18 protein-coding genes are annotated in these 26,999 nt (G+C 52.2%); 8 read left to right on the top strand and 10 right to left on the bottom strand.

The genetic code is table 11. The features are described 5' to 3' along the window. The first annotated feature begins 1 nt into the window (after position 1). Genes CKO_RS22085 through CKO_RS01895 form a run of 3 tightly spaced genes read left to right on the top strand, consistent with a single transcriptional unit; the run spans position 2 to position 2,621 of the window. On the top strand, positions 2 to 280 hold the full coding sequence (locus tag CKO_RS22085; RefSeq protein ID WP_012131415.1) for a XapX domain-containing protein: 279 nt from the start codon (positions 2 to 4) through the stop codon (positions 278 to 280). Then, positions 277 to 2,172 carry an amidohydrolase gene (locus CKO_RS01900; RefSeq protein WP_012131414.1) on the top strand — a complete coding sequence of 632 codons (1,896 nt, stop codon included), beginning with the start codon at positions 277 to 279 and terminating at the stop codon, positions 2,170 to 2,172. Before CKO_RS22085 ends, CKO_RS01900 begins: the two co-directional genes overlap by 4 nt. Positions 2,173 to 2,186: 14 nt before the next feature. Further along, the gene (locus CKO_RS01895) at positions 2,187 to 2,621 is read left to right on the top strand and encodes a DoxX family protein (protein WP_012131413.1); all 435 of its coding nucleotides are present in this window, start codon (positions 2,187 to 2,189) and stop codon (positions 2,619 to 2,621) included. A gap of 190 nt (positions 2,622 to 2,811) precedes the next feature. Here CKO_RS01895 and CKO_RS01890 read toward each other — a convergent pair whose 3' ends face one another. The 3 genes from CKO_RS01890 to CKO_RS01880 all read right to left on the bottom strand — a co-directional run bounded on the left by CKO_RS01890 (position 2,812) and on the right by CKO_RS01880 (position 12,024). Further along, on the bottom strand, positions 2,812 to 4,323 hold the full coding sequence (locus CKO_RS01890; RefSeq protein ID WP_012131412.1) for an EAL domain-containing protein: 1,512 nt from the start codon (positions 4,321 to 4,323) through the stop codon (positions 2,812 to 2,814). A 62-nt stretch (positions 4,324 to 4,385) separates the two neighbouring features. Next, positions 4,386 to 4,967 carry a LuxR C-terminal-related transcriptional regulator gene (locus tag CKO_RS01885; RefSeq protein WP_012131411.1) on the bottom strand — a complete coding sequence of 194 codons (582 nt, stop codon included), beginning with the start codon at positions 4,965 to 4,967 and terminating at the stop codon, positions 4,386 to 4,388. A 97-nt stretch (positions 4,968 to 5,064) separates the two neighbouring features. Further along, positions 5,065 to 12,024 carry an autotransporter outer membrane beta-barrel domain-containing protein gene (locus tag CKO_RS01880; protein ID WP_012131410.1) on the bottom strand — a complete coding sequence of 2,320 codons (6,960 nt, stop codon included), beginning with the start codon at positions 12,022 to 12,024 and terminating at the stop codon, positions 5,065 to 5,067. Between the two features lie 918 nt (positions 12,025 to 12,942). On the opposite strand from CKO_RS01880, the gene lpxP reads away from it, so the two are divergent. Then, the gene (gene lpxP, locus CKO_RS01875) at positions 12,943 to 13,863 is read left to right on the top strand and encodes a kdo(2)-lipid IV(A) palmitoleoyltransferase (RefSeq protein ID WP_012131406.1); all 921 of its coding nucleotides are present in this window, start codon (positions 12,943 to 12,945) and stop codon (positions 13,861 to 13,863) included. Positions 13,864 to 14,242: 379 nt separating this feature from the next. Further along, entirely contained in the window at positions 14,243 to 14,314 is a 72-nt protein-coding gene (ypdK, locus tag CKO_RS23225) for a membrane protein YpdK (protein WP_010723117.1), read from the top strand. 51 nt (positions 14,315 to 14,365) lie between these two features. Here the strand turns inward: ypdK and alaC are convergent, their stop codons facing one another. Further along, on the bottom strand, positions 14,366 to 15,604 hold the full coding sequence (gene alaC / locus CKO_RS01870) for an alanine transaminase (RefSeq protein ID WP_012131405.1): 1,239 nt from the start codon (positions 15,602 to 15,604) through the stop codon (positions 14,366 to 14,368). Between the two features lie 389 nt (positions 15,605 to 15,993). Here alaC and ypdA point away from each other — a divergent pair, with 389 nt between their 5' ends. The 3 genes from ypdA to CKO_RS01855 are packed head-to-tail and all read left to right on the top strand — an operon-like array spanning position 15,994 to position 19,312. Continuing rightward, complete coding sequence (gene ypdA / locus CKO_RS01865) at positions 15,994 to 17,691, top strand: two-component system sensor histidine kinase YpdA (protein ID WP_024130142.1); 1,698 nt, start codon at positions 15,994 to 15,996, stop codon at positions 17,689 to 17,691. Between the two features lie 14 nt (positions 17,692 to 17,705). After that, positions 17,706 to 18,440: a two-component system response regulator YpdB gene (ypdB, locus tag CKO_RS01860; protein WP_012131403.1), complete on the top strand. Its 735-nt coding sequence runs from the start codon at positions 17,706 to 17,708 to the stop codon at positions 18,438 to 18,440. Positions 18,441 to 18,454: 14 nt separating this feature from the next. Then, on the top strand, positions 18,455 to 19,312 hold the full coding sequence (locus tag CKO_RS01855; RefSeq protein WP_012131402.1) for an AraC family transcriptional regulator: 858 nt from the start codon (positions 18,455 to 18,457) through the stop codon (positions 19,310 to 19,312). 218 nt (positions 19,313 to 19,530) lie between these two features. On the opposite strand, the gene ptsP is transcribed toward CKO_RS01855, so the two are convergent. The 6 genes from ptsP to glk form a co-directional block, all read right to left on the bottom strand. Then, positions 19,531 to 22,026 carry a phosphoenolpyruvate--protein phosphotransferase gene (gene ptsP, locus CKO_RS01850; RefSeq protein ID WP_012131401.1) on the bottom strand — a complete coding sequence of 832 codons (2,496 nt, stop codon included), beginning with the start codon at positions 22,024 to 22,026 and terminating at the stop codon, positions 19,531 to 19,533. Positions 22,027 to 22,052: 26 nt separating this feature from the next. Next, a complete protein-coding gene (ypdE, locus tag CKO_RS01845) occupies positions 22,053 to 23,090 on the bottom strand; it encodes an aminopeptidase (RefSeq protein ID WP_012131400.1) in 1,038 nt (345 codons plus the stop codon). Then, positions 23,090 to 24,175, bottom strand: a complete 1,086-nt coding sequence (gene ypdF, locus CKO_RS01840; RefSeq protein ID WP_024130141.1) for an aminopeptidase — start codon at positions 24,173 to 24,175, stop codon at positions 23,090 to 23,092. The genes ypdE and ypdF overlap by 1 nt, the downstream gene beginning before the upstream one ends. Positions 24,176 to 24,191: 16 nt before the next feature. Continuing rightward, positions 24,192 to 25,439: a PTS fructose transporter subunit IIC gene (locus CKO_RS01835; RefSeq protein ID WP_012131398.1), complete on the bottom strand. Its 1,248-nt coding sequence runs from the start codon at positions 25,437 to 25,439 to the stop codon at positions 24,192 to 24,194. A gap of 20 nt (positions 25,440 to 25,459) precedes the next feature. Beyond that, complete coding sequence (locus tag CKO_RS01830; protein WP_024130140.1) at positions 25,460 to 25,786, bottom strand: PTS fructose transporter subunit IIB; 327 nt, start codon at positions 25,784 to 25,786, stop codon at positions 25,460 to 25,462. 238 nt (positions 25,787 to 26,024) lie between these two features. Further along, on the bottom strand, positions 26,025 to 26,990 hold the full coding sequence (gene glk, locus CKO_RS01825) for a glucokinase (RefSeq protein WP_012131396.1): 966 nt from the start codon (positions 26,988 to 26,990) through the stop codon (positions 26,025 to 26,027). Positions 26,991 to 26,999: the final 9 nt, after the last annotated feature.

Here is a 26,999-nt window from a genome sequence, read left to right as displayed (position 1 = left end):
CATGAAAATGTATATCCTTTCTCTGGGTGCCGGACTTCTTGTCGGCATTATTTACAGTTTGCTGAATGTCCGCTCCCCCGCCCCACCGCTGATAGCCCTCCTTGGCTTGCTGGGAATGCTGGTCGGCGAACAAGTTATTCCGGTAGGCAAACAACTTCTGTCCGGCACAGCCTTTTCTTCGGCCTGTACCAAAACGCATGCCATCAGCCATATCTTCGGGCAGCTCCCCGGCCGCCAGGCAGCTGAAGACAGTCATTCCTCAGAGGAGAAACGCTCATGACACAACATGTTGTCGCAGACGTTATTCTGCATCATGGTCTGTTTACCACTCTCGATAAAAGCAACCCAACCGCCAGCGCCGTCGCAGTCAAAGACGGGAAGTTTCTCGCGGTTGGCGGCGACGCTGAAATTATGGCCTTCGCAGGTCCGGCAACCAAAGTCGTCGACCTGAAAGGCAAACGGGTATTACCCGGGCTGATTGATAACCACACGCACGTAGTACGCGGCGGGCTTAATTACAATATGGAGCTTCGCTGGGATGGCGTACGTTCGCTGGCTGACGCGATGGATATGTTGCGTCGGCAGGTAGCCATCACCCCGGCACCGCAGTGGGTTCGCGTGGTTGGCGGTTTTACTGAACATCAGTTTGTGGAAAAGCGTCTGCCAACCATCGAAGAGATCAACGCCATTGCGCCGGACACCCCGGTGTTTCTGCTGCATCTCTATGACCGCGCGCTCCTGAACGCCGCGGCTTTGCGTGCTGTCGGGTATACAAAAGAGACGCCGGAACCACCCGGAGGCGAGATAACCCGCGATGCGAAAGGCAATCCTACCGGATTATTACTGGCGCGCCCCAACGCAGGCATCCTTTATGCCACGCTGGCCAAAGGCCCCAAACTGCCGTTTGACTACCAGGTTAACTCCACCCGCCATTTCATGCGTGAGCTGAATCGCCTGGGCGTAACCGGTGTCATCGACGCCGGTGGCGGATTCCAGAATTACCCCGATGACTACGCCGTTATTCAGAAACTTGCAGATGAAAATCTGATGACCGTGCGCCTGGCCTATAACCTCTTCACGCAAAAACCCCAGGAAGAGAAAGAGGATTTCCTCAACTGGACCCGCTCCGTCACCTACAAACAGGGTAACGACTACTTCCGCCATAACGGCGCCGGTGAAATGCTGGTATTTTCAGCGGCGGATTTCGAAGACTTCCGCCAGCCGCGACCGGATATGCCGCCGGAAATGGAAGGCGAGCTGGAAGAAGTTGTTCGCATTCTGGCGGAAAACCGCTGGCCCTGGCGTCTGCATGCCACCTATGACGAGACCATTTCTCGCGCCCTCGATGTTTTTGAGAAGGTCAATCAGGATATCCCGCTTGAAGGGATTAACTGGTTCTTCGACCACGCCGAAACAATTTCTGAGCGTTCAATCGATCGTATCGCGGCGTTAGGCGGCGGTATTGCGGTTCAGCACCGTATGGCATATCAGGGTGAATATTTCGTTGAGCGTTACGGTGCCGGCGCTGCGGAAGCCACGCCGCCTATTGCCCGTATGCTGGAAAAAGGGGTGAAAGTGTCCGCCGGTACGGATGCCACCCGCGTAGCATCCTATAACCCGTGGGTTTCTCTCGCCTGGATGATCACCGGGAAAACCGTGGGAGGCATGCAGCTTTATCCGCGTCGTAACTGTCTGGATCGGGAAACAGCGCTCCGAATGTGGACGGAGAACGTCACCTGGTTCTCCAATGAAGAAGGTAAAAAAGGCCGTATTCAGGCCGGTCAGTTCGCTGACCTCATTGTGCCGGACAAAGACTTTTTTGCCTGCGCCGAGGATGAGATCTCCTTCCTGTCTTCAGAATTAACGATGGTGGGCGGAAAAATCGTCTGGGGGGCGGGTCCTTTCGAATCCCTGGATGACAATCCTGTCCCACCCGCGATGCCAGACTGGTCGCCGACGCGCACCTTCAAAGGCTACGCCGCATGGGGAGAGCCAGAAGGCGCGGGGAAAAACTCGCTTGCCGTACGACAAATGGCGATGGCCTCCTGCGGTTGCTCTCACGGCTGCGGCCTGCACGGGCACGATCATGCTGGCGCATGGACATCCAGCCTGCCGGTATCGGATCTGAAAGGGTTCTTTGGCGCGCTTGGCTGCTCCTGCTGGGCTGTCTGACCGTGGAACCTGACATGACATTTTCACAACGTCTGACGCATGCCGTTCGCCCCCTTATCGGGGCGGCGGTATGCCGTTGGCTGGCATATCTCGGGCTATGCGCGGCCTACTTGCAGGGCGGGATCAATAAGCTGCTGGATTTTCAGGGCGCTATCGGCGAGATGAACCATTTCGGCCTGTCTCCTGCGCCGTTGTTTGCCGCGCTGGTTATTGCGCTGGAACTGGGCGCGTCGATCATGATCCTGACGGGTTGCCTGCGCTGGCTTGCTTCGCTGGCACTGGCGGGGTTCACCCTTGTCGCGACGTTCCTGGCGCTGCGCTTTTGGGAACTTCCGGCAGGCATGGAGAGATTCAGCACCGCCAACGCATTTTTTGAGCATCTGGGTCTTGTTGGCGGCTTTCTGCTCGTGGCCTGGCTGGACGTGCAGAAAAAGATGGCTGACGAGTAAAAAAACATTCAGCAATGGCGGTAATCCGTGGTGGATCATTCGTGACAGTCGTGAACTGGATATCGCCCGCCACTAGGGTAAGTCTGTGGTTGAGATCGCGCTACAACTTAAGTCCTGATATATACATGCGCATATTACTCCGGGTAATATGCGCATGATATATCGATAAAGTTCGCATTATTATCAGAAATTAACACAGTAATACTTTGTCGCTCTGAATAATATACTGCATTAAATGAAAACTGGACAATGGCATTGACCAGTAATTCCCCTGTTGTAAAACAACACCGCGCAGTGATAAATAGTGGTACTGCTGATCATTTTCAATACCATCCGCGATAATCGTATAATTTTTATTTACCGCCGAACGAATAATATCATCAACACTCGCGACAGGTTCTTTGGAGTCCGAGATTAATCCGGTAATTGACTTTTCAATTCTGACAGCATCAACCGGAAGATATAAATTACGGTCAGCATTTAAACGCTCTAAAAATAAGGAACTCATTTTAATTTTAATGCCTTCGACACGTAACCTCCTGAGAACTGAATCAAACTCAAGCGTTGTATCACGATAAACAACCTCAGGAAATTCCAGCGTCAGTTTTACATCGCTGGGCAAGCGTTTTTGAAACTCAACAAACGAATCAATAAGTTCTGGCATAGCGATCATCGATTCACTAAGTCGGAAATTAATGTAGAATGTTCTCGGCAGTCTGAGGCGTAAAGAGAGTATATCTTTTTCCACCTGTCGTAAAATAAAGTTAACTAATGGAGATATCATCCCGGTTTTATTTGCCAGAGAGATAATCTCTTCATTAATAACGGATGTATCATTCCCCTTCTTCCATCGCATGACCACTTCTGCGCCATATAACGCCCCGGAAGCACAATTCATGACGGGTTCGTAATAAGGAACGAACTGCTGTTTGCGCAGCCCCCGGCGAAGTTGTATATACCGGGACATCGCGATTCGTTGTAGCGTATAGTTAAACAGAAAAGCGGCAGGGACGGCAATCGCTGCGGATAAAAAGAGAATAAAAATAAAGTTAAGAACAGAAGCAATGCCCGTATGTTCCGGGTATTCCATTACCTGATAATCAAACATATTAGATTGTTGCCAGGCGGAGTTTTGAAAATCAATACTGTTTGTACTGATTAACTTATCATCGGAGAGAATATTTCCATTCACGTTAACAAGTAAACGACTGTCTGCAAGCAGCGACTTAAACCAGTAGGTGCTGATCGTCACCACTATTGCGTTATTTCCTCTCACAGTAACGTAGGCTAATACAGGCTCCCCGCGAAATGCCGGCGTTTCATCAACTAAAAATAGCCGATTACCGTTCTCCCCTGCGGTTAAATTGCTGAGTTCAGGTCTTGCCATCCCGGATGAGCAATATACCTGCGAATCCTGCAACAGGAAAATGCCCCCAATATGCGGATAACGGTGTATCTGTTTCGTCAGCATACGCACCGTTTCATCTGAGCAGCGTTCTGTTAAATGGGCGGTCAACGAATCTGATATCTGTTTCGCTTCAAACAGTAGCGAATCTACGCGCTGGATTAATGCTCTTTTGTCATTATCTACCCGGCTGGACGCACCCAGCCAAAAAGTCACCATGCCGGTTATAGTGATGGTTAAGAATACGATCACAAAAACTAGCTTGTTTCCCACCAATCCCCCAGCATGTTGTTTCATTGAGTTCTGTAAAAGTCCCTTTAAATATAAGCAAGACTCATTGTCATCCTGGCTTACGTAGATTAAACCTCTATTAAAACCTCACTCTGCCTTTTTGTAAAGGTTTCAGGCGTGATGACAGAGAGTTTAACCGGTTTTCGCATTTGATTGTTTTTATACTCAACATACTCATGCCACAATCTCAGCCAGGCCAGATACTCAACGAAAAACTTTGTTGTTTTATTGATGCTCAGCTTTCGCAAGGCGTTCATTTTTTGATTACTGATCGTCTTTTCGCTGACCTTGAACTGTTCTGCAATTCGTCGTTGACTGATCCCCTGACAAACTTTTTTTATGACCCGTAACTCACTTACGGTTAATACTTCTCGCTTCCGTCTGACAGCGGGATGAGATTTCGTTTTTGATAGCAGCGTTTCGATTTTGAATTTTCTGTTTTTCTCGGTGAGATAAATACGCCGACAATGTGAAAAAATCAAAATCGGTTCATGGAAAAAAGGCATCTTTGCCTCTTCAGTATCAAGCATATAGAGACAATCGCGCCCCGTATCAAACACAATCAAATTACGGGTGGTATTCAATGCCATTCTTTCTACTAATGCGCTAACCCCAAGATGGAAAAAACTATTTTCTGAGATTACAATCATTCATCCCTCACTCTATTCTTCCTGAAGAAAATTGTTTTTTAATGTTATAAAGATGAGAACTCACGACAGAAAAAGGGGGCACGACGCCCCCTTTCTGCTATTTAAAATTATATTTAATCCCTATCATTGCTGAGGTGTCATTGTATCCTTTATCGCCCAGCTGGACGCCGACATTCCCCCAGACATTGAGTTGTTGATTAATTTGCCCCTCAACGCCCGTTTTTATTTCACCCAGATTACGCGCGCCTTCCTGCCGGATGCTGACACCATCCATTTTTGTGCCGAAATCGCGCGTATTGTGGAGCCAGTTCACTTCCACGAACGGCTGGAACTCGCGCGCTTTGCCTTCATCAATCGCGCTGTGGCCTTTCAGGAAAGTACGGACGCCCAGTCGGGTCTGAACGTTGCCGTCCCCTTCACCGCTGATACGTGTGCCATTCGATTCACGATGATCGTCAGCTTCGACGCCCATCCAAATGGCCTGCGCCTGCGGCTGGATAAACCATTCATTTTTAGAACCCTTACTTCCTGCAAATTCACCCAGCTTGTGGGTGTACCCCAGCTCCAGCGACCCGGTGATCCCTTTAGATTTGTACGATTCGCTCTGAATATCCTGGCCTTTGACGCTGTTATTAAACCAGCTGTACTGTGCCCATGAATCCAGATAAGCGCCCTGATGCGTTTCATCATTGGCATACCACGTTGCATACACACCGGCGCTGTAGCCGTTCACGGAACCGTCAGAGCGATACCCTGTCGATGAGGAGCGCGTGTTGCTGCTGTTGTGTCCATATCCAGCCATGACGCCAAGGTGCCAGCGATCCAGTCCGTCGCCGCTCCAGCGGGCAACATCACCCCCTACCTGCATCACATAGCGGTTACTCTGGGTTTTAAGCTGACCGGAGCTGTCCCGCCAGGCATTATGCCCGCCCGCCTGACGCATCCACATGCTGGTGACTTTCTTCTCGCCCGTCAGCGCGTCAATGTACTGCGTTTCGCCAAGACGATCGTGAAGCCGCGTGACAAACAGCGTATTGGCTGCCGCCAGGTTAGCTGTCCAGGAGCCCGGTTCAGGACGGATATCAGGTTCAGGTTTCGGGCCCGGCCCCGGATTTGGATCTGTCTTATGGCTGGTTAAATACCAGTTACCGTTGTTGTCGCCCTGACCACGGGCCAGTGAATAATCATACGCCCCGGCCACAATCCTGCCGTCCTGCGTAAACTCACCGTCGGACTGACCATCAACATGAATCACTTCAATGCCATTGATCGTCTGCGCGCCAGAACCGCCAGCATTCGTCACGCTGACGCCGGTTGTGCCAGAGGTGTTTCCTTTAACAATCAGTTTATCCGTGACGGAATTATCATCATTCAACGCGGTATTCAGATGAAGATGACCGCCATCTCCCTGATAGTTCCCGTTTACCACAAGCTGATTACCGGCATCTTTACCTTTGCTTCCGGTCCAGATATCGCCGCTGTTCGTCAGATTGCCGCCTACGGTAAAGCTGACAGGTGAAGAAGCCGCTCTGCGAGCCGCGCTGACGTCATCGCCAATCAATAGCGTGCCCTGGTTAGCCATATTTCCGGCTACGCCGCCAAACCCGGATAAGCGCCCGTCTTTCCCGATATTGACCTGATGACTGGCCAGCGTGAACGCGTTATCCGCGCTGCCCAAAGTCAGACCACCGGCGTTGATATCCGTCGCGCCGGTCCACTGGGCGCTGTCGCTAAGCGTGACGTTGCCGCTGCCATTCTTCACCACGCTCCCGCTGCCTGTAACACCGTTCTCCAGCGACCAGCTTTCGTGAGTGTTCAGCACAAACTTACCGGCATTCTGAATCGCGGAGGTGCCTAACTGCTGCGCGGAAGAGGCCGTCAGCGTGGAGTCGTTGTCGATGTCGAAGGTCCCGGCAAAATGGCTATTGTTGCCAGCAAGCACCACATCACTGGCATCCAGCGCGACTTTCCCGGCATCGCTGATGCTGTTGTACAGCACGCCCGTGGCGTTGCTCAGATTAAGCAGCCCGGCAGCAACAATATCTCCGGTACCCAGCCCCAGCGTATTATCCAGCACCGCCGTCGCGCCCTGAGCAATCGTGGTCGTCGCCTTCAGCCCCGTATTCGCCCCGGAGACATTCAGGGTTCCGCCTGCAACGGTGAGCTCCCCGTCGCCCGTCAGTACGCCAGACGCTTCACCGCCGTTTGTCAGCGTCAGATGACCGCCGTTCAAATCGGTCAGAGAGCCGCTTTCAGCCGTGAGCTTGCCGATGGTTTGTGAATGACCGCGCATATCAAACCCGGTATCGCCAGCCAGTTTCAGCTCGCGGGTATTTCCCAGCACGTTATCGTTCAGCATCGCCAGATTACCGCTGCGCACATCGGTGACGCCGCTGTAATCATTGTCCATATTCGACAGCGTCACCGTCTGGCCTTTCTGGCTGTCAAACGCCAGATCGCCGCTGCCAGTCACTCTGGCGCTCAGGTCAGCCGCGTTGCCGCTTTTCCCGTTCGCATCAAGGATAAGCGCATCGGCGTCTTTACCCAACAAATCGACCTGGGTCAGGCCATAGCTGACATAAAGTCCGTCATCACTGTCACCGCCGGTCAGACGATAGTCATACGTTCCTTTCGCCACCACTGCGCCATTCTGGGCGATATCGGCAGTGATGCTATCGCTGATCACATTACCGTCTTTATCTTTCAGCACCAGGTTACCGGCGCCCCCCTGAACGGCGGTGTCAGAGGTCGCCAGTTTAATCAATGCCTGCGCGTCATCCTGCTCCAGTATTGGACGATGCGTATCAGCCTGAGGACGATCGTTACTGACCGTTCCGCTGTCAACCTGAACCGTACCGCGACCAGAGAGATCCATCGCGCCAGCGTGAATCGTTCCTAAAGCCGTTGGGTTACCCGGCGTTACGCCGTCAAACTGTACGGTCCCCCCTTTGAAATCCAGACCGCCGATATTCTGCTCGCCGCTGCCAACATGGGTAATGCTGCCATTTCCAGCTTGCAGCGTAGCGTTGCTAAGCGCTTGGCTATTCAGACCGTCAAGTTCAAAACGGCTGTTAGTAAGCGCCAGCGTACCGGCAAAACCATCTGCGGCATTATTAGCATCAAAGTTGAAGTGGTTATTCGCCGTATCAACGGCAACAACTCCCGTCCCGGCAAGATGGCTTTTGAAAGTCACATCCGCCGTATTCTTAATACTAAGCTGGCTGGAACCGTCAATGGTGTATCCGGTTCCCGCGCCATCAAGTTCGTCGTCACCCAGCCCCAGTGCAACGTTGTCGAGGGTAAAAACAGAATTATTCGCCAGCGCAATATGCTCCATGCCGTTAATAGCATCAGCACGGGTTAAAGTGTATGACGAATTCTCAAGCTGTAACGTATCATCGCCGCTGCCGCCATTTAATGACGTGAACAATGAGCCGCTTTCATTCTCTCTGATATTCTTCAGAATGAAGTTATCTTTGCCGCTGCCGCTGGTAATGTCAGTCGCAGTGCTTCCTGATTCAAGGATCACCGTATTGTCGCCATTAAGCAGATTCACCTGACCGACAATATTTGCCCCACTGGCATTGGTGAAGGTAATCCCGTTACCACTGTTCATTTCCAGCGCAGTGTGGCTGGCATCCAGCGCCAGGATATCGCCTTTATTGATAAAGCTCTCAAGTACGCCGTTATTCAAATCGACCACCGCCGCCTTGTCAGACACCGAGATCAGTTTGCCGGATTGCTCTACATTCTTCGTCGTCCCCTGGACAACCAGCGCTGATTTCCCGTCACTGTCCAGGACGTTAACGCTGGCGCCGGTTTTCAGGTCAGTGGATGCTCGGGTAATAATCCCGTTCCCCTGGGCACCGTTCACATTGATCACCAGATCTCTGGAGTCAGACATATCCAGCGTCTGATCGGTGTCAGAGCCATCAGCCACGTTCTCAAACAGTATCCCTGTACCGCTGCCATTAATATTGATCGTGCCGGAGTTGGTTTGCGCCATCGATGCGCCGGTGTGAACACCCACGCCATTACCGACATTAATCGTGGTATTTTTCAACTGAATACCGCTAATCGCGGCTTTGTTTTCAATTGCGTTGCCGCTACCAGCGCTATCCATTGTGATAGTCGCACCATCAACCGTCAGGCCTTTCGCGCCAGTATCCAGTAAGATCCCGTGAGCGGTGCCCGCCGCCCGGGTTTCACCGTTACCATTCAGCGCCAGCGTGGCGTTGTTCCCAACCAGATAGGCAGCCTGGCCATCCGTTGCGGTCACCACGCCACTGTTGGTCACCTCTGAGTTAGCGCCCTGAATATTAACCGCCACGCCATTCACAGTGACATCAGAATGGTTTTCCAGGATCCCGCCATCCACCAGTATCCCGGTACTGTTGTCAGCCGTGAAATCAATCGAGCCTTCATGGATCAGACGGCCGCCATTTCTGGCGATGTAGCCAAATGCGCCGTCTGCCGTGTTTGCTGTCTCCAGCACCGCATAACTGGTTAATACGGAGTCACCTTTTTGCGCATCATTAACGGAGCCATCAAGGTTGTAATAGTTACCATCAACAATGCCGGCAGTGGTATCTTTCCCGGCCACCCTGACAATAACCGCATCCGAGGTAATTTCGCCCGTCGCGCCTCCTTCAATTCGGATGCCCGTCGCTCCTGTCCCCGTGACGCTAAGAGCAAGTTTACCGGAATCAAAGTGACTACCAGCACCGGTTGTCCGAATAATCGTTGCGCCATCACCAGAAGCGTTTAGCTGCGCTGAGCTATCGGCAGAACCATAGAAACTGGCGCCTCCGTCAACGCGGTACAGCGTGGCATTCTGGGTTGACGCGTCCTGAACGCTGGAGGCCGCGTTTTTGATAGTAGAACCCGCGCCAAAAATATAATAGCCCGTCTGATTAACGCCATCTTTGAAATTGACAGTACCATTCTCGGTAACATCAATTTCACCTTTATCACGCGCATGAACCCCAATAGCGCCATCGCCACTTAAATTTACGGTGCCAGACAATATTGCCAGTGCCTTTTCACCCTGGACGTAAATACCATAGTTGGCATAGTGGGTTACTGGGTCCAGTCCACCATTAATATTAATCGTGCCCGAACTGGTTATCTGACCATTTTCCAGCACCTGTATCCCGGTACTGTTCAGGCCGTTCAGATTAATGATGCCATCATGAACGACTTTAGCGGCCTGGGTTCCTGCGCGTGCAATAATACCAATATTCGAAGAAACGGACTCCCCGGTTACAGCACCATTGATATTAATGCTCCCTTTTTGATCGAGAGTTGCATTCCCGCCAACATCAATCGCTGTCGCATTCTGGACTTTACTGCCAATAATAATCTGTGAAGTATCGGAACCGTTATAAGTACCATTACCGTACAGATGAACCCCAATTGACTGCTGCTTGATCGCGATATCCGTGTTTGCATCATCAGGTGCACGCTGCGCCAGGCGACCAATATACAATGTGCCCCGGTTATTAAAGGTGGTGTTTTGTTGGGTAACGACGCCGATGTTGGCACCATTACCTAATATACTGTTCGCCTCATTACTCGCTGCAATATTAATAGCACCATCATTATTAAGCGTGGCATTACCGCTCATCAACACGCCGGTATTACCGTAATAGTTACCTCTGGCCGCAACATTTATCACGCCGCTGCTGTTGTTATTAATTACAGAGGAACCATTAGCCAGAATGGCAGTATGCGCACCTTGTGCTACGCCTGCCGCCCCACTTGAGAAAAAATCCGCCATTTCGGGATTTGTGCCCGCATCAATAACGCCGTTGTTATCAACAAAAGACGTATTTCTCGCAGCAATGATATAAGCGCCGCGATAAGTATTACCTGCGGTACCAAGGGTGCCGTTGTTTGTCAGTCTGGCGCCATTTTCCAGGTTAACAACCGTGGCATCCGATCCCACTAACTGAATGTTGGCATCCTTATCGATAACCACATTGGTGCCGCTGCCCACGCCATGAATATAGGATACCGCATCCCTGTTAACAAAGGCTCTGATGGCATCATCAGCCGCAATACTCCCCGTATCAGCGAAGATCCCGTGCAGTGAGGTATCCCTGGCTTTATTCAGTTCATCAGCATATTGCGCCTCCGTTAGCTGAATTTGCCCATCCTGGAGCGCCTGAATCAACGCATCGTTATACGCCTTGAATTCATCAATGTTGGTAATATTCTGCTTACCAATAACGCTGTCAAACTCACCAACAAAATCAGCCGCCGTCATCCATGCCAGTGCATTGCTGGCGTCTTTTATATTGTTATCACTATTCCCCAGTTGAACGACTGTTTTAGACTGGTAGTTAAGGCTGCCGCCATTAGTGACATGATAAGCAGACGATAAGTTTTGCGTATTTACCGAACTTTTCATGATAACGTTGAACTGGTTATCCGCAGCACCGACCCAATTCCCCGTTTTCTGACCGACATCGACATCAAGAGAAGCGCCCGCCCCAACCTGATACAAATTACGATCGACATACTGACCATCTTTTCCGACGGGTTGAGAAACGACAACCCGGAAATCTTTGGCCGCTTCGGTCTGCATATCATTGTTATCATAAACTTTCATCGTTACCGTGCTACCGGTAACGGGATCGGTGTAATTTATAGATTTGGTCTGCGAGCCCATACGGAAGATATCTTTATCCACCCATTGCCCGGAATCGCCGGTAATTAACCCATCCTCTCTGGCCTGACCAAGCGTTGTCCAGGTATATCCTGTTTCTCCTCGCTGTATTCCAGAAAAACCGCCTGTCAAATGCGTGGAACCAGAAATAATCTCTTCAAACGGATCCTGAGGAGAGAAATCATAAACCTGTAAATCGGCGGCGAATGTGCCAGTCGTTAAAATACACGAAATCGAAACAGCCAGCGCACTCATTAATGGGTATTTTAAAAGACTGCCAAAACTGGTGTTCCCGGCCGTGCTTTTACAATAACCACGCGCTAATTCAGATGCCACGACAAATATATTCAGCCTGGAGTTCCAGATGACTTTAAACACTTTATTCATAATTTTACCATTATTCAAAACGCCGCATTGATACGTGGCAAAACATTAAAAAGACACCATTCGCCCCAACGCATCGACTAGCAAATATCGATTTCTTACCAGACAAGAAATCCAAATCGTTAAACAACCAATACTTCTCAGAACGTGGCGAGTTTATCACAAGCAACAAACATTGATCGATTACAACGATCGTATAGTTAATTTTGATAGGCGCTAACTATTAAAATTCAAATGATGATCGTTCATAGCGATCAATGCAGGAAAATAAAAATCATAGAAAAAACCGATATTTCCTTTTTAACCACATGATTTATATAGGTATAATTAATTACCTGACTTATATTTTTTATGTTTATTATTGTTTTTTTAAGGTGGAAAAGATTTATTTGATGGGGTAATCTGAACATCGATTATTTAATGTCTTAATTTGTTATCTAATTGATATAAAACATGTTTTTATTTAGTTAAGATTATTCTTAAAATCGCTGTTTTTTGATTTAAAATATCCTTTGTTAACTCATTTAATTAAATGCTTCCATCAATGAGAATATTTAAAGCAATTGTTATCACATTCAGAAGCGTCAGACTCTGACAGGCTTACCGGCCAGAAGCGGCTTTTCAGGGAAAACGAACATGTGCACACACATAAAAAACCATTTAAAAACAATAAATTAATAACAAAACCACCCCCATCAAAAAATATTTACGCATCTTAATTAATAATTTCTGGCTGATATTAATCCCCCGGTGGTACATTAGTTGTCCAAGCATTCATGCCCCTCGTGGTTTTGTCCTGACTAAGCTTTACACTCTTTACAGGAACCATTGTCGTACATGATGGCCTAACTATCGTGAGTGTACCGCTGCGGACAATGAATCTTCTGCGATACATATTGTTCGTATCAACAGAGGGTATTTATGTTCCCACAATGCAAATTTTCTCGTGCGCTACTGCACCCGCGCTACTGGCTTACCTGGTTTGGTCTTACTGTACTCTGGTTACTGGTGCTGCTTCCCTACCCCGTTTTACGCTTCCTGGGTACGCGAACCGGCAGACTTGCCCGTCCCTTTCTGAAACGTCGCGAATCCATCGCCCGTAAGAATCTTGAGCTTTGCTTCCCCAATCTGACGCCGGAAGAAAGGGAAAAGATGATAGTGGAGAACTTCCACTCCCTCGGTATGGCACTTATTGAAACGGGTATGGCGTGGTTCTGGCCTGATAAGCGGGTACGTAAATGGTTTGATGTGGACGGTCTGGATAACCTCACACAGGCGCAAGCGCAAAAACGCGGTGTGATGGTCGTAGGCGTCCACTTTATGTCGCTGGAATTAGGCGGTCGGGTCATGGGGCTGTGCCAGCCGATGATGGCGACATACCGCCCGCACAATAACTCGCTGATGGAGTGGGTTCAGACGCGGGGTCGCATGCGTTCAAATAAAGCGATGATTGGGCGCAACAATCTGCGCGGCATCGTCGGCGCGCTGAAAAAAGGTGAAGCCGTATGGTTCGCCCCGGATCAGGATTACGGCCGTAAAGGCAGTTCATTTGCTCCCTTCTTCGCGGTCAAAGACGTCGCAACGACTAACGGCACCTATGTGTTATCCCGCCTTTCCGGCGCAGCGATGCTGACCGTCACCATGATCAGAAAAGGTGATAACTCAGGTTATCGTCTGTATATCACGCCAGAAATGGAAGGCTACCCGGAAGAAGAGAACCAGGCGGCAGCCTATATGAACAAGATTATTGAGAAAGAGATTATGCGCGCACCTGAGCAATATCTCTGGATCCATCGTCGTTTCAAAACGCGCCCTTTAGGGGAAGCATCGTTGTATGTTTAAAAAAGGCCGCAAGGCCTTTTTTATTGCCCGGCGCTATCTTTTCACCTCAATATCCCTGTTAACCACCTGGTTTTTATGTGACTTTTTCTGAACAGCAATAGCGTCGCTGAATAGCAATTTATTACCGTCAGAAATTAAACTGTCGCCGAATCACGACAGTTGTAAGTTACTAAAAGTAAATAAAAAAATGCCTCTTGTCTCGCCTCATTTTTAGGCGTACATTAGCGCCGTCTGGAGCGATAACGCACAGAATTCTGAGGTGATGCCACAAGAAAGACGGAGAACATTCTCAATCTCATTCTGGCGGGCACCAGCTCTCTATACACAGGTAAATTTAAGTTCATTTAGGCGTGCTTAAAGCGACGCGGAGAGATGAAACGTGAAATATTTCTTTATGGGCATTTCATTTATGGTCATCGTTTGGGCCGGTACTTTTGCCCTGATGATCTAAATTGAAAAGATGCAGCAAAAAACAGGAGCCAGATGGCTCCTGTTTGCTTTTCTACTCGGTACCTTCTGTTACCGATTTCGCCCCCGCAGGCAGCAGGCCGTCTGCGCGGAACATGGTCTTAATACCTCTGATCGCCTGACGTATACGATCCCGGTTTTCTATCAGCGCGAAACGCACATGGGTGTCGCCGTAGTCGCCGAAACCGATCCCCGGCGACACGCACACTTTGGCGTCGTTGAGCAGCTTTTTCGCAAATTCCAGCGACCCCATTGCCGCGTACTGCTCCGGTATTTTTGCCCAGACATACATCGAGGCTTTTGGCATTTCGACCATCCATCCGGCTTCATGCAAGCCTTTCACCAGTACGTCGCGGCGACGTTTATACTGCTCAGCGATATCACGCACGCACTGTTGATCGCCTTCCAGCGCGGCAATCGCCGCCACCTGTAACGGCGTGAAGGTTCCGTAATCGTGGTAGCTCTTAATCCGCGACAGCGCACTGACTAACGTCTGGTTGCCCACCATAAAGCCAATGCGCCAGCCCGCCATGTTGTAACTTTTCGACAGGGTGAAAAACTCCACCGCCACGTCGCGCGCGCCCGGCACCTGCATAATTGACGGCGCTTTCCAGCCGTCATATACGATATCGGCATAGGCCAGATCGTGGACCACCAGCACGTCGTAGCGTTTGGCCAGCGCAACCACTTTTTCGAAGAATTCTAACTCAACGCACTGTGCCGTCGGGTTGGAGGGGAAACCAAGAATCATCATCTTCGGTTTCGGGTAGCTTTCACGGATCGCGCGTTCCAGCTCGTTGAAGAAATCCACGCCTTCCACCAGCGGAACCGAACGCACCTGCGCGCCGGCGATGACGGCGCCATAAATATGGATGGGATAACTGGGGTTCGGCACCAGCACGGTATCGCCATGATCGAGGGTTGCCAGCATCAGGTGCGCTAACCCTTCTTTCGAACCAATAGTGACGATCGCTTCCGTTTCTGGATCGATATCCACGTCGTAACGTTCCTGATACCAGCGGGAGATCGCCCGGCGTAAACGCGGGATCCCGCGTGAGGTCGAGTAACCATGCGTATCCGGGCGTTGAGCCACCGTACAGAGTTTCTCGACGATATGAGGAGGCGTTGCCCCATCCGGGTTCCCCATGCTGAAGTCAATAATATCTTCGCCGCGCCGACGCGCAGCCATCTTCAGTTCAGCGGTAATGTTAAAAACGTAGGGAGGGAGACGATCAATACGCGTAAAGCGACGTTCAGGGCGGGTATCAGCCATAGTATCCTCAGATTCACGTTAGCGCCCGGACCGTCCGAGCGACGCTGCCACGACCGTGGCATGCTTAGAAAATAGCCTGAAAAAAATCCTCCTGTCGAGAGGCAAACGAAAATATTTTTCATCGGCTTAAAAGGGGAATACTAAAAAGAAAATGGGAATACTCAGCAAAATATCGCCCATAACAACCATCAATTAATTAACATTTTGATATCAATAAAATTACCTTAAGGTATTCCTCATCCTGGTGAGGTCTTGTCATTTCTCTAACAAAAGATCAATCCCCTTTTAATATTATGGTTTTTCCTCATTAACAGCGCCGCATCAGCGGGCTGGTCATATGGGTGCGGGTTACCTATCATAGTGGTTTAACCCAGTCACAAGAGTCACCCGTGCACGAAATATTCAACATGCTGCTGGCGGTATTTGACCGGGCAGCGCTAATGCTGTTCTGTCTGTTTTTCCTCATCCGTATCCGCCTGTTTCGCGAACTGTTGCATAAGTCAGCGCACTCCCCGAAAGAGCTGCTCGCCGTTACCGCGATTTTCTCGATGTTCGCCCTGTTCAGCACCTGGTCCGGCGTGCCGGTCGAAGGCTCGCTGGTGAATGTTCGTATCATCGCCGTGATGTCCGGGGGCATTTTGTTTGGCCCGTGGGTCGGGATCATTACGGGTGTGATCGCCGGTATTCACCGCTACCTTATCGATATTGGCGGGGTCACTGCCGTACCGTGTTTTATCACCAGTATTCTGGCGGGATGTATCGCGGGCTGGATAAACCGGAAAATCCCAAAAGCACAGCACTGGCGCGTAGGTATTTTGGGCGGGATGCTTTGTGAAACCTTGACCATGATTCTGGTCATTGTCTGGGCGCCGACCATCGCGCTGGGCGTAGATATCGTGTCCAAAATCGGTATCCCGATGATCCTCGGCAGCGTATGTATCGGTTTTATCGTGCTGCTGGTTCAAAGCGTAGAGGGCGAGAAAGAGGCCAGCGCCGCGCGGCAGGCCAAGCTGGCGCTGGATATCGCCAACAAAACGTTGCCGCTCTTTCGCCAGGTCAACAGCGAATCACTCCGCCAGGTGTGCGAAATCATCCGTCATGATATCCATGCCGACGCGGTAGCAATCACTAATACCGAACACGTTCTGGCCTATGTCGGCGTGGGGGAAACCAACTACCGCAATAACGATGATTTTGTCAGCCCGACCACGCAACAGGCCATCAATTACGGGAAAATCATCATTAAAAACAATGATGAAGCGCACCGCACGCCGGAAATACACTCAATGCTGGTCATCCCATTATGGGAAAAGGGCGTAGTGACCGGGACGCTAAAAATCTACTACTGCCACGCGCATCAGATCACCTCTTCCCTGCAAGAGATGGCGATCGGCCTGTCGCAGATTATCTCCACCCAACTGGAAGTGTCCCGCGCGGAGCAACTGCGGGAAATGGCAAATAAGGCAGAGCTGCGAGCGCTGCAAAGTAAAATTAATCCCCATTTCCTGTTTAATGCGCTGAACGCCATTTCGTCATCCATTCGGCTCAACCCGGACACCGCACGCCAGCTCATTTTTAATCTGTCACGCTATCTGCGCTATAACATTGAATTAAAAGATGATGAGCAAATTGATATCAAAAAGGAGCTGTATCAAATCAAGGACTACATCGCCATTGAGCAGGCTCGTTTTGGCGACAAGCTGACCGTCATTTATGATATTGATGAAGAGGTGAACTGCTACATTCCCAATCTGCTTATTCAGCCGCTGGTAGAAAATGCAATCGTCCACGGCATTCAGCCCTGTAAAGGGAAAGGCGTGGTGACCATCAGCGTCGCCGAATGCGGCAACCGTGTGCGAATCGCCGTCAGGGATACCGGCCACGGTATTGATCCTAAAGTAATTGAGCGGATGAAGGCGAATGAAATGCCGGGAAATAAAATCGGCCTGCTGAATGTCCATCATCGCGTTAAGCTGTTATACGGTGAAGGGCTGCACATCCGCCGTCTGGAACCTGGCACCGAAATCGCCTTTTATGTTCCCAATCAGCGCTCCCCTGCCGCCGCACCGGCAACGTTATTGCTTTAACCCGGAGATGAGTAGTGAAAGTCATCATCGTTGAAGATGAATTCCTGGCCCAGCAAGAATTAAGCTGGCTGATAAAAGAGCATAGCCAGATGGAGATTGTCGGTACGTTTGACGACGGTCTGGACGTGCTCAAATTTCTACAGCATAACCGCGTTGACGCCATTTTTCTGGACATCAATATTCCCTCGCTGGATGGCGTACTGCTGGCGCAAAACATCAGCCAGTTCGCCCATAAGCCGTTTATTGTGTTTATTACCGCATGGAAAGAGCACGCGGTAGAGGCGTTTGAACTGGAAGCATTTGACTACATACTGAAGCCGTACCAGGAATCACGCATCGTGGGGATGCTGCAAAAACTGGAGGCCGCCTGGCAACAGCAGCAGGTCGTCGCCGTTCCCGGCAGCCCTGTCGCCCGTGAAAACGACACCATCAATCTGATCAAAGATGAGCGCATTATCGTCACGCCGATCAACGATATCTATTACGCGGAAGCGCATGAAAAGATGACGTTTGTCTACACGCGGCGGGAGTCGTATGTCATGCCGATGAATATCACCGAGTTTTGCAGCAAACTGCCAGCGTCGCATTTCTTTCGCTGCCACCGCTCGTTTTGTGTGAATTTGAACAAGATCCGCGAAATCGAACCCTGGTTTAACAACACGTACATCCTGCGGCTCAAAGATCTGGAATTTGAAATCCCGGTCAGTCGGAGTAAAGTGAAAGAGTTCAGGCAGTTAATGCATTTATGACGCAGGATTAGGTGATGAAAGAACCAGGCTTGCCCGCAGACCAACAGTTTTTTGCCGATCTGTTCAGCGGCCTGGTGTTAAACCCGCAGCGGCTGGGACGCGTCTGGTTTGCCACGCAACATACCGCTCTCCCCACAGGCAGTCTGTGTATTGATTTACCGCGTCTCGACATCGTATTGCGCGGAGAATACGGCAACCTGCTCGAAAAAAAACAGCACGCCCTGACGGAGGGGGAGATGCTGTTCATCCCCGCCAGGGCGGCAAACCTGCCCGGTAGCGATAAACCGGTGATGCTGTTAAGTCTGGTGTTTGCCCCGGCCTGGTTAGGATTATCGTTTTACGATAACCGTACCGCTTCCCTGTTACGCCCGGTGCGACGCATTGAGTTAGCGCACCAGCAGCGCGGCGAAGGGGAAGCCATGCTCACGGCTCTGACCCACCTGAGCCGCTCGCCTCAGGCGCAGGATATTATTCAGCCTCTGGTTCTCAGCCTGCTGCATCTGTGCCGTAGCGTGGTCAATACTCGCCCGGACTCACGCCGCCCACGCTCGGAATTTCTCTATCACAGTATGTGCAACTGGGTGCAGGACAACTACGCCCGGCCGCTGACGCGAGAAAGCGTGGCGCAGTTTTTCAATATCACGCCGAATCACTTATCAAAACTGTTCACCCAGCACGGCACCATGAGTTTTGTCGAGTATGTTCGCTGGGTGCGAATGGCGAAGGCGCGCATCATTTTGCAGAAGTACCATCTGTCGATTAGCGAGGTGGCGGAACGTTGCGGATATCACGACAGCGACTATTTTTGCCGCCTGTTTCGCCGGCAGTTTGGCCTGACGCCGGGAGAGTACAGCGCGCGTTTTCAGGGTTAACCGCCGGATGGCGGCGTAAACGCCTTATCCGGCCTACGCGTAAAACGGATAACCGGGCGTAACCGCCGGATGGCGGCGTAAATGCCTTATCCGGCCTACATGTAAAACGGATAACCGGGCATAACCGCCGGATGCGGTGTACACGTAAAACGAATAATTGGCGTACACGTAGGCCCGGTAAGCGAAGCGCCACCGGGCATTCACTCAGACACTCAGATTCAAAACGTCAGTTCCGCCTCCAGCAGCGCCAGAAGGCTTTCGGCATCCTGAGCGGCGAACAGCGACTGGCGGAAGTTTTTATTCACCAGCTTACGCGCCAGCTGCGAAAAGACTTTCACATGGTTAATCCCTTCATCAGCGCCCAACGTCAACATAATCACCAGCTCAACCTCGCCCATCTCCGACTGCCAGTCAACAGGGCGCGCCAGCCGCGCAATGCTGATGCTGGAATGACGTATCCACTGTGATTTGGTATGCGGGATCGCCACGCCAAAACCGACAGCAGTCGTGACAATCTCCTCGCGTTGCCAGACATCCTCTTCCAGCTCAAACGGATGCTCAGTACGCCCGTTTACGCCGAGATTGCCGCAAAGAAACTGGATCACCTGCTCTTTGTTGCTCAATGATTCGCCCACAAAGATATTTTCCAGCGCCAGCAGCGGACGCACGTCTTTTTGCGGCGCAAACTGATTCAACAGCGTTTCAATCTCCTCTGCGCTACGACACTCACAGGCCTGCGCCGCAAGCGCCCGGCACGCCTGGCTGTCCATCTGCCGCAGTTGGCTTTTCACGCCAGGGATTCGCGGGCTGCTCATGCTTAATTCATCCAGTTCCAGCCCCAGCAGCAGCGGTAAATACCGGCTTTCACCGCCCAGCTCGCCGCAAATCCCCACCCATTTTCCGTGCTGATGCGCCGTGCGGACGATCTGCTGCAACATGCGCAGAAATGACGGCGTAATCGGGTTATACAGCGGCGAGACGCGCGGATTATTACGATCGACGGCATACAGATACTGGGTCATATCGTTCGAGCCGATGCTAAAGAAATCCACCTCATCGCAGAAGTGATCGATGATGTAACAGACCGACGGAACTTCCACCATAATCCCCAGCGGGATCGTTGCAGCATGGCGCAGCCCGTCTCTTTTGAGTTCCACGATCGCTTTTTGCAGCTCGCTTTTAACCCACAGGATCTGATCGAGACTGTGCACCATCGGGATCATCAGTTGCGCCTGACCAAAAGTTGCCGCACGCAAAATAGCGCGAAGCTGCGTGCGAAACAGCCCGGCAAACTCAGGATAAATACGCACGGCGCGATAGCCGAGGAAAGGGTTCTCTTCCTGCGGGATATTGAGATAGCGAATATTTTTATCGCCGCCAATGTCCATCGTGCGAAAAATAACCGGCTTCTCTCCCGCCGCCAGCAGTACCTGCTGGTAGGCCTCAAACTGTTCCTGTTCGTCAGGGGCGCTGTCGCGATCCATGAACAACATTTCGGTGCGGAACAGACCGATGCCTTCCGCGCCATTGGCAAACGCGCCCGGCGCTTCCAGCGCCGTACCAATATTGGCGGCGATATCAAGACGCTGATTATCCCGGGAGAAAGCAGGCAAAGACGCTTCTCTCGCCTGTTGCTGTTGACGCTTATCCGCCAGTTGCTGCGCAATGGCGTAATATCCGCAGACGGCGGCGTTCGGGTTAATCGCCAGCACGCCGCACTGGGCATCCAGCACCGCAGGTTGCCCGGCGTAGCGACCGAGCGCGTCCAGGGGCAGCCCGCTGAGCACCGGAATCGCGGATGCGCGCGCCAGAATCAGCGTGTGCGACGTTCTGCCGGTTTTCTCCAGAATCATGCCGGACAGGTGCTGCAAATCGAGGCTCAGGAACTGGCTTGGCGTCAGATCTTCCGCCACCAGAATGGTCGGCTGTTCAAGAATCAACGTATTACGCGGGCGTCGTTCCGGCCAGGTGATATGCAGCAACTGTTCGCTAATATCACGGATATCGCTTACCCGCTCGCGTAAGTAGTCGCTTGCGGAGGACGACAGCTTGTCGCACACCTGCTCCATATTGGCGATAATCGCCGCGCCCAACCCCTTGTGCTGCTCGTCCATCAGGCGGCGAATGTTTCCCGCAAACTCGTCATCCTGGATCAGCGACAGATGGGCGCTAAGGATCGTTTTACTTTCACCGTCACGTTCGCGAAGCTGTTGATTAAGCTGCTCCGCCAGCGTCGCCAGACTATGTTCGAGCCGGGTGCTGTCTTCCGCGCTGGCCGGAATTGCGCGATACGCCTCCAGATTGTCGTTTTGCCACAACGTGAGCGCGCCAGCGCCGACGCCGTTAGCCAATACCGCGCCATACAGTAAATCGGGATTCAGTCGAACCAGCGAGCGCGGCAGCGGATGCGCCGCCAGTTCCGCAGAGGTCGGCTGAACGCTGTCACTGTCGATAAACCGGTGCTGGAGATAGGTCTCCAGAGAACGCCTGGCCTGCTCTTCATCACTGCCGCTAATGTTCAGACTGCAACTGTCGTTAAACAGCGTTCCGGTGCCGATCAGCGCCAGCGAGCTTTTCGCGTCCGCACGCGCATTCTGGCGATGGTTAATAAACGTCACCTCGCTTTGCCACTGGCTACACTGCTCTTTCAGTTCCCACGCCGGACGCGCATGCAGGCCATTTGGCAACGGGCAGAGAAATTGAATCGTTAACATAACAACTCCTGATTAACGCAAGACGCTCATCTGAAATCCGTAAGATGAACGACAGTCTCACGCGTAAGACGGGTAATAAGTGCCGATAAAAGTTGCTGCGTGTGGATAATGTCGCGGCAATCCGCAATGGACGCAGCGCAATGCCCATGACGCGTGGCGGGCCCAATAACCACCGTCGGGGTTCCCGTCCCGGTCAAATGCACCGCTCCGCCATCCGTCCCTCCATTACTGAACATATCCAGTTGCAGCGGCAGACCGGAGTCGCTGGCGACGCTTTCAACCCAGGCGGTCAGTTTGGGCGGCGCGATGAGCGACTTATCGGCAAGCACCAGCATCGGCCCTTTACCGATCTGCCGATGATTCGCCGCGCCATAATCAAAGTTTTTCGCCCAGCAGGCGGTGTCCAGCACGATAGCGATATCGGGAGCAACCGCGCGAGCGGCCGTTTGCCCGCCGCGTAACCCGACCTCTTCGCTGGAGCTGGCTACCAGCCAGACCTCGGCGGGCAGCGCTGCGTCATGCCATGCACGCAGCAGCATGATCAACAAGTAGCACCCCAGTCGGTCATCAAACGCTTTCCCCATTACCCGCTGGTGTGGCAGCACCTGAAACGCAGAGTCAAAAGTGACGCGATCGCCAGGTCGAACGCCCGCCTGGATCACCTCATCATATGAGCGTGCGCCAATATCGACCCGCAAGGCGCCAACCTCATTTCCATTACGCTCGCCATCCAGCAAACCGGGAATTTTACTGTCTTCCCGCGTGGTAATACGCACGGGCTGGAGCTGGCGGGCCGCCATACGCACGTTGCCGACCGGCAACACATCGATCGCCCCTTCCGACGAGATACTGCGCACAATAAACCCCACCTCATCCATGTGCGCGCAGATCATCACTTTCGGCCCATCGGACTCATTAAGACGGATCAGCACCGATCCCAGCCCGTCAAAGCGCACCTCTTTGTGCAGACGATCCGCTTCCTCCAGTAAGATCTGGCGCACTTCCTGCTCTGAGGAGGCAATGGCATCCGCCTCGCTCAGGGCTTTTAACAGCGATAAATCCATTATGCTTCTCCCGTGAGCAATACTGTTTTCGGCATCGTGTAGAGCACTTCCGCGCCGTCTTCCGTGACCAGTACGACATCTTCAATACGCACGCCGCCCTGCCCCGGCAGGTAAATGCCCGGCTCTACGGTCAGCAACATGCCTGCGGCAAGTCGGGTGGTATCCGTTGGTGAAAAGCGCGGCGCTTCATGCACCTCAATGCCGATAGCGTGCCCGGTGTTGTGGCCAAAATAATCGCCATAGCCCGCCGCCTCAATCACCCGACGAGCCGCAGCATCCACCGCCTGGCAGCACACGCCCGGACGAATGGCGGCAATCGCCGTCTGCTGCGCCTCAAGAACCGTCTGGTAAACGGCGAACAGCGGATGAGATGCGACGGGCGCATCCTGCCCGCTCACGAGGAATGTTCGCGTCATATCCGAACAATACCCCTGATATTGCGCCCCAAAATCCAGGGTAATAAATTCACCCGCCGCGACGATTTTTTCGCTGGCTTTACCGTGGGGTAACGCCCCACGCCAGCCGCTGGCGACGATGGTGTCAAAAGAGGCTTTTTCCGCCCCCTGCTGGCGCATAAACCACTCCAGCTCCGCGGCAATTTCTCGTTCGCGAAGGCCGGGGCGAATAAAACGGCGGATATGCTCTGCGCTGCAATCGGCAATCCGGCAGGCCTCGCGTATCAACGCTATTTCCTGTGCCGTTTTGATCTGTCGCAGCGCGTCCGGCGACGCGCTCACCAGCTTCGCCCGCAGCCTTTCCTGCCAGCGTTGCGCGCAATCCCAACTCACCTGCGCGCCTTCAAAACCAATGACCTGCAATTGCTCGTCGTCGATTATCTGGTTCACAATGGAAGTCAGCGTCTGCGACCCGGCCAACAGATGCAGTTGATCGCCATGCGCTCGCGCTTCAACGTCAGCGTAATATCGGCCATCCACCAGCAGATGCGCGCTTTTATGCGTGATAAAAACAAACCCGGCGCTGCTGGAAATCCCCAAATGCGGTTGCTTGTTCTGCCGGGATGAAATCAATACCGCATCCAGGCGTTGTTCCACCAGCCACTGGCGAAGCGATGCACGTAACGTCATGATGTCAGTCCTTTTTTCAGAGGCTTTCAATCAGCAGTTTGCCTCTGCGATACATCATGTGACGCAGGAAAACGACCATCAGCGCCGTGATCACCGCCCCTAACACGATCCCCGCCATATAGACGCCAAGATTGCTCACCAGCGGCCATGCCCAAATCGCAGACTCAGGGAACCACTGCACGGCGCCCAGCCAGACGGCGGTTGTCGAGCCGACAATCGCGCCCACCATATACGAAGGGATTGCCGTGATCGGGCTTTCCAGCGCGAAAGGAATCGCCCCCTCGCTGATCCCCATAAACGCCAGGAACATCGCGGTTTTGCCTTGCGGATACAGTTGCGCGTTAAACAGGCGTTTACCGGTTAAGCGACGATCGAGAATCGTTGCCAGCCCCAGACCAATCGGCGGGATCACAATCGCGATAGAACGCGCGGTGACGGGTAAAACATGATCGGTAGTGAAACTAAAAGCGACAAATCCTGCGGCCTTGTTAATCGGGCCGCCGAGGTCAATTGCCGTTGCCGCCGAGATCCCCATCGCATACATCAGCGTTCCTTTTTCACCCGCCGCCGTCAGTAGCGTGCGGATACCGCCGTTGATCCATCCGCCAAACGGAGTGATCACGTAGTACATCGCCAGCATCACAAAAATGGCGGACAAAATGGGCAGCAAAAAGGTGGTTTTGAAGGCCAGTAAGAAATCAGGCAACTGGATTTTTTGATTCATCCACTTCACCAGATAGCCCGCGACAATCGAGATAATCAGCGCCCCGATGAACGTTGACGGTACGGGCGCGGTCGTTACCCATTGCAGGCTGGCCGGGTCAAAATTCAGTATCTGGGTTGGCTGGGTGGACATTAAGCCGCCGATGAATCCTGCGGGAAAGGCCAGCTTACCGCCGATAGAGTTAGCGACAAACGCCGCGAACATTGGAATCGCAAAGCCAAACAACACGCCGCCAAAGGATTGCGATAGCCAGGCGAATTTCAGTAATGAGAGGTTAAAACCGTCGAATTTTCCGCTATTCAGCGCATCCATAATGCCGGTATCTGCGGGAATTTTCAGCCAGCTATAGGCAATCAGCTGGCTGAAAGCGAGAATCACCCCACCCATGATTAACGTTGGCACCATGCGCGAAATACCCGACATGACGTGCTGCGGAAGTTCGCCCCAGAAGCTGTTACGGGAGGCCGGAGGGGTTTTTATTGCCGCTGCCGCACCGGATGCGCCATGCACAACGGTTGCACTGCGTTTTTTAATGGCCATATGTGTATCCCTGTCGAAAATTATTGTTGCTCTGCCGCAATCATCTCTTCGATTTCTTTAATGATACCGGCGGCGTTTTTTATCGCGTCCTGGAGCGTAATTTCATACACATCGCGCGACTCAAACCGTTCATTGTCTTCGGGGGTTACGGCAACGGAATGGATGATTAGCGTCGCCTCAGCGATATCCTGCGCCGTCAGGCGATTCTGGATGCCGTCCGCCCCCAGGGTTTCAATTTTCACCTCGTATCCCGCTTCAACCGCCGCCTCTTCCAGCGCCTGAGCCGCCATAAATGTGTGGGCCAGCCCCATCGGGCATGCGCAAACAGCAATAAGTTTTTTCGCCATAACAGACTCCTCCAGATAGTTAACGAGAGAAATTATGGCGGTGAGAGCCTGCGCATTGTTATCAGACAAATAATGCTTTTACTGGACAAATAATCCCGTTAAACAGAAATGTGACGGGCGTCGGAAAGGTCGGCGACGGGCACAAAAAAACCGCGTCAGTGACGCGGTTTAAGACCGGATAATGCATGTCATGCCCTGCCTGATGGCGCTAACGCGTATCAGGCCTGCCGATCTTCAATTACAGAATTTGCCCTAACGTCTGGCGCAAATGCGCGCCGGAGCCGAGCAGACCGGGATTATCATGCACAATCAGGTAAACCGGAATATCCTGAACGTAGGCTTTGAAACGGCCTTTGTCTTCAAACCCGCCACGAAAGCCGGAGGCTTTAAAGAACTCCAGGAAGCGCGGCACGATGCCGCCCGCAATGTAGACGCCGCCAAACGTGCCCAGCGTCAATGCCAGATTACCGCCAAAACGGCCCATAATGACGCAAAACAGCGACAGCGCACGACGAGAGTCAATGCAGGTATCCGCCAGCGCGCGTTCGGTAATATCTTTCGGTTGCAGATTTTCCGGCAGACGGCCATCAGATTTGACGATAGCACGATACAGATTCACCAGCCCTGGCCCCGACAACACGCGCTCGGCAGAGACGTGACCAATTTCCGCACGCAGTTCTTCGAGAATAATGCCTTCCTCTTCGCTGTTCGGCGCGAAGTCAACGTGACCACCCTCGCCCGGCAGGCTGATCCAGCGTTTATCGACATGAACCAGGTGTGCCACCCCTAATCCGGTTCCGGCGCCGTAAACGGCAATCGGTTTGCCGGCAACCGGTTCCGCGCCGCCGAACTGGATCAGATGCTCTTTGCGCAGCATCGGGATCGCCATCGACACGGCGGTAAAATCGTTGATGATTTCCAGATGGCTAAAGCCAAGATTCTTTTTCATCTCCGCAATAGAAAATGCCCAGGTGTGGTTAGTCATCGCCACCCAGTCACCGGTGATCGGGCAGGCGATAGCGATACAGCCATCTTCCACCCTGGCGTTATGCTCGTCCAGATACACGCGAACCACGGCTTCGAGGCTCGGATAGTCCAGCCCGGAATAGGTTTTCGCCTGCGAAATCTCCCCGCTGGTCATATCGCACAGAGCAAGACGCGCGTTGGTGCCGCCTACATCACCTACTAAAGCATATTTTGTCATTCTTCTACT

The organism is Citrobacter koseri ATCC BAA-895, from assembly GCF_000018045.1.
GTDB classification, from domain to species: domain Bacteria; phylum Pseudomonadota; class Gammaproteobacteria; order Enterobacterales; family Enterobacteriaceae; genus Citrobacter_B; species Citrobacter_B koseri.
This window is presented reverse-complemented; position numbering and strand designations above follow the sequence as displayed.